We start from the raw sequence: 3,382 nt of genomic DNA on the forward strand, positions 1-3,382 counted from the left end.
CGGCCCCGCGCCACCGAACGAGCCCCGCCCCCGCGAAGGGGAGCGGGGCTCGAGTCGTCGGCCCCCGGGCCTGTACACGCGCGCGTACCTCGGGGCAGGTGCCAGAGCATGGCCGGGAGCGGCTGTGTCCTGGAGCGCAGGCGCCGGAGCGGATACCGGGGGCCGGCCGGGTGGGACTCGGTCAGGGCGTGTTCTTGCGATTGGCCTCGCTCGCCTGGAACTTCTCCAGGACCGGGGCCTCGTGGGTGATGGTGCCGTCCTCGACGCTCTCGTGATACGCCAGGTTTCCCACGCGGTTGGCGATCACCGGGGCGGTGCACACGGCCACGATCCCGGCCAGCAGGAGCATTCCCAGGTCGATGTGCGGGAAGATCCGGACGCTGGCGCCGAACAGCACGAGCACCAGGCCCAGCACCTGTGGCTTGGCGGCCGGGTGCATCCGGCTAAGGGTGTCGCGGAAGCGCACCAGCCCGATGGCGCTGGCGAGGGTGAGCAGCGCACCGGCGAGGACGAACAGCGCGGAGACGATCTCCCGGGGGTCGTCGGTCATGTGAGGGCCTCCTTGTGGACGCCGGTGGAGTCGCTGACCCGGAACCGGGCCACGGACACCGATCCGAGGAACGCGACCAGCGCCAACGCCACGAGGGCGGCCGCGGCGGTGGTGTCCTTGCTCCAGGCGATGTACACCCCGACCCCGCACTGCGCGATGGCGGCGAGCATGTCCAGGGAGATCAGCCGGTCGAGGGTGTTGGGTCCACCGATCAGCCGGATCATCGTGGTGAACAGTGCGAGCGTCAGGGCGACCACGGCCGCGCTCCACAGCAGCAGTGACAGGCTCATCGGTGCTCCTCGCTGTCTCGTACGGGCTCGGGTGGGCGGTCGCGGTCGTCAACGCGCTCGGGGCCGCTGGTCCCGTATTCCTCTGCGGGGGCGCAATAGTGCTGCGGGCTGGGTCGCCAGTCCTCGGGACGTTCGAATGCGCGCACGTACAACTGTTCCACGTGGGCGGTCTGGCGACGGAACCTCTCGACCGCCTCGGGACTCCCGGCGTCCAGGACGTGGACGTACACGTACCGCGCGACCGGGTCGACGCGCACGACGATGCCGCCGGGCATGAGGTTCAGGGTGTTGACGGCCAGGGCGAGGGTGAAGTCCGACTTGAGCTGCATCGGTGCCCTGAGCACGGCGGACCGGGGCGGAGCCTGCGGGCGCACGGACAGCCACGCCACGGCGATCGACGAGCGGACGAGGTAATAGGCCACCACGATCACCAGCCACACCGTGGAGACGGGCCTGAGAAGACCCTCCACCGGGACGCGCGGGAGCGGGAGCAGCACCATCACCACGATCGCGACGAGCACCCCGGCGACGATCGTGCCGACCTCGACCGGCCCCCAGAGCATGACCCAGGCGACCGTCAGCCACAGCATCATGAACACTCGTGAGCCGACGACCCGGGGGTCGAGACGGACTCTCATCCTGCGGGCCATGTCAGCGCACCCCCGTCACGGAGTCGACGTAGCGTTCGGGCGTGGAATCGAGGGGGATGGTGTCCAGGTAGTCATGTCGCTCCATGAGGCTCTCGGCAGCCCGGTCGGTGACCCCGAGCAGCGGGCCGGCGAAGACCGTCATCAACAAGGAGACCACGATGAGGGCCATGGTGGGGGCGAGCATGCTCAACGGCATCCGGCCCACCTCCTCGCGCTCGTCGAACTCCACGTACTCGTCGGAGGGCAGCAGGGCCAGCGGCTTGGCCAGGGCGACCGCGCCCTCGGGGGCGTCGGCGCGGGGGCGCCAGAACGCCTTGGACCACACGCGGACCACCACGTAGAGCGTGAGCAGGCTGGTGACCATGGCCCCGGCAATGAGCACCCACATGAGCGGTCCGCCGACCTCGGCACCGGCCTGGACCACCGCGAGCTTGCCGATGAAGCCGGAGAAGGGCGGGATCCCGCCGAGGTTGAGGGCGGGGATGAGGAAGACGACGGCGAGGACGGGGCTGGCCACGGCGAGCGAGCCCAGGCGGCGCAGGGAGGACGACCCGGCCTGCCGCTCGATCAGTCCGACCACCAGGAACAGGGTGGTCTGCACGATGATGTGGTGCCCGACGTAGTAGATCGCCGCACTCAGCCCGTAGCCGGTCGACAGGGCGATGCCGAAGATCATGTACCCGATGTGGCTGACGAGGGTGAACGACAGTATTCGTTTGATGTCCGACTGTGCGATCGCGCCGAGGATGCCGATGACCATCGTCAGCAGTCCCGCCACCAGCAGGACGCCGTCCATGGAGCCGCCGGGGAACACGAGGGTGTGGAAGCGGATGATCGCGTAGACGCCGACCTTGGTCAACAGTCCCGCGAACACCGCGGTGACCGGCGCGGGCGCGGTCGGGTAGGAGTCGGGCAGCCAGGTCGAGAGCGGGAAGACCGCGGCCTTGATGCCGAACGCCACCAGGAACACGGCGAAGATCGTGTTGCGCAGCCCGTCCGGGACCTCGGCCATCCGGATGGACAGCTGGGCAAGGTTCAGCGTGCCCGCCGCCGAGTAGGTCAGCGCGATGCCCAGCAGGAACACCATCGACGACACCATCGACACGACGGTGTAGGAGACCCCCGCGCGGACTCGTTCCTGGCTGGCGCCGAGCGTGAGCAGGACGTAGGACGCGGCCAGCAGCATCTCGAACCCGACGAACAGATTGAACAGGTCGCCGGCGATGAACGCCGCGTTCAGTCCCGCCGCGAGCGCCAGGTAGGTGGGGAGGAAGATCGAGGTCGGTTGGTCGCCGTCCCCGTCGCGGACGCCCTGCCCCACGGCGTAGATGATCACCGTCAGCAGCACGATGGCCGACACGCAGAGCATGAGGGCGCTGAGCCGGTCCGCCACGAGGGTGATCCCGACGGGTGCGTCCCAGCCGCCCACCTGCACGGTGTGCACGCCGTGTTGGTCGGTGAGCACCAGCAGGATGCCGGCGATGACCAGCACCCCGGTGAGGGTGACGATGGTGATGATGTTCTGGACCCGGGGACGGCGGGAGACCACCAGGCACAGCGCCGCGGCGAGCAGGGGGATCAGAACGACGGACGGGATGAGGTAGCCGAACAGTTCGGGGGAGATCACCGGCCACCCTCCTTTCCGTCGTCCGGGGTTCCGTCGTCGCGCCTCGTCCGCCTGCGGTCGCGCGAGGCGGCAGCGGCGCGGGCGCGGGCCTCCGCTTCGGCTTCCGCCTCGGCCTCCTCCAGGTCCTCGTCGTCGTAGTCGACGTGGTCTCCCAGCTCGGTGGGTTGACCGGTGGTGTGGTCGTCGGACAGGTCCCGGTCGGGTGCCGACCAGGCGTCGGTGGGCGAGCGCTTGGCGATCTTGGTGTCCTCGGCGTCGTCGGCGA

Annotated in this window: 4 protein-coding genes and 1 pseudogene; all 5 read right to left on the bottom strand. The window is 69.6% G+C overall.

The window, feature by feature from the left end:
* Positions 1 to 181: 181 nt before the first annotated feature.
* Entirely contained in the window at positions 182 to 550 is a 369-nt protein-coding gene (locus G6020_RS10930; RefSeq protein ID WP_182610647.1) for a monovalent cation/H(+) antiporter subunit G, read from the bottom strand.
* The gene (locus tag G6020_RS10935) at positions 547 to 840 is read right to left on the bottom strand and encodes a monovalent cation/H+ antiporter complex subunit F (protein WP_182610648.1); all 294 of its coding nucleotides are present in this window, start codon (positions 838 to 840) and stop codon (positions 547 to 549) included. Before G6020_RS10935 ends, G6020_RS10930 begins: the two co-directional genes overlap by 4 nt.
* The gene (locus tag G6020_RS10940) at positions 837 to 1,478 is read right to left on the bottom strand and encodes a Na+/H+ antiporter subunit E (protein ID WP_241732672.1); all 642 of its coding nucleotides are present in this window, start codon (positions 1,476 to 1,478) and stop codon (positions 837 to 839) included. Before G6020_RS10940 ends, G6020_RS10935 begins: the two co-directional genes overlap by 4 nt.
* A gap of 13 nt (positions 1,479 to 1,491) precedes the next feature.
* Positions 1,492 to 3,117 carry a Na+/H+ antiporter subunit D gene (locus G6020_RS10945; RefSeq protein ID WP_182610650.1) on the bottom strand — a complete coding sequence of 542 codons (1,626 nt, stop codon included), beginning with the start codon at positions 3,115 to 3,117 and terminating at the stop codon, positions 1,492 to 1,494.
* A pseudogene (locus tag G6020_RS10950) lies at positions 3,114 to 3,382 on the bottom strand (Na(+)/H(+) antiporter subunit C); the annotation flags it as partial. The gene G6020_RS10945 and the pseudogene G6020_RS10950, both read right to left, overlap by 4 nt.

The sequence above is a fragment of the Dietzia sp. B19 genome, assembly GCF_014145155.1.
In the GTDB taxonomy this organism is placed as follows: domain Bacteria; phylum Actinomycetota; class Actinomycetes; order Mycobacteriales; family Mycobacteriaceae; genus Dietzia; species Dietzia natronolimnaea.

Bases quoted from the DNA above. Each gene is read 5' to 3' on its own strand.
- G6020_RS10930 (WP_182610647.1), bottom strand. From the start codon at position 550: ATGACCGACGACCCCCGGGAGATCGTCTCCGCGCTGTTCGTCCTCGCC.
- G6020_RS10935 (WP_182610648.1), bottom strand. From the start codon at position 840: ATGAGCCTGTCACTGCTGCTGTGGAGCGCGGCCGTGGTCGCCCTGACG.
- G6020_RS10940 (WP_241732672.1), bottom strand. From the start codon at position 1,478: ATGAGAGTCCGTCTCGACCCCCGGGTCGTCGGCTCACGAGTGTTCATG.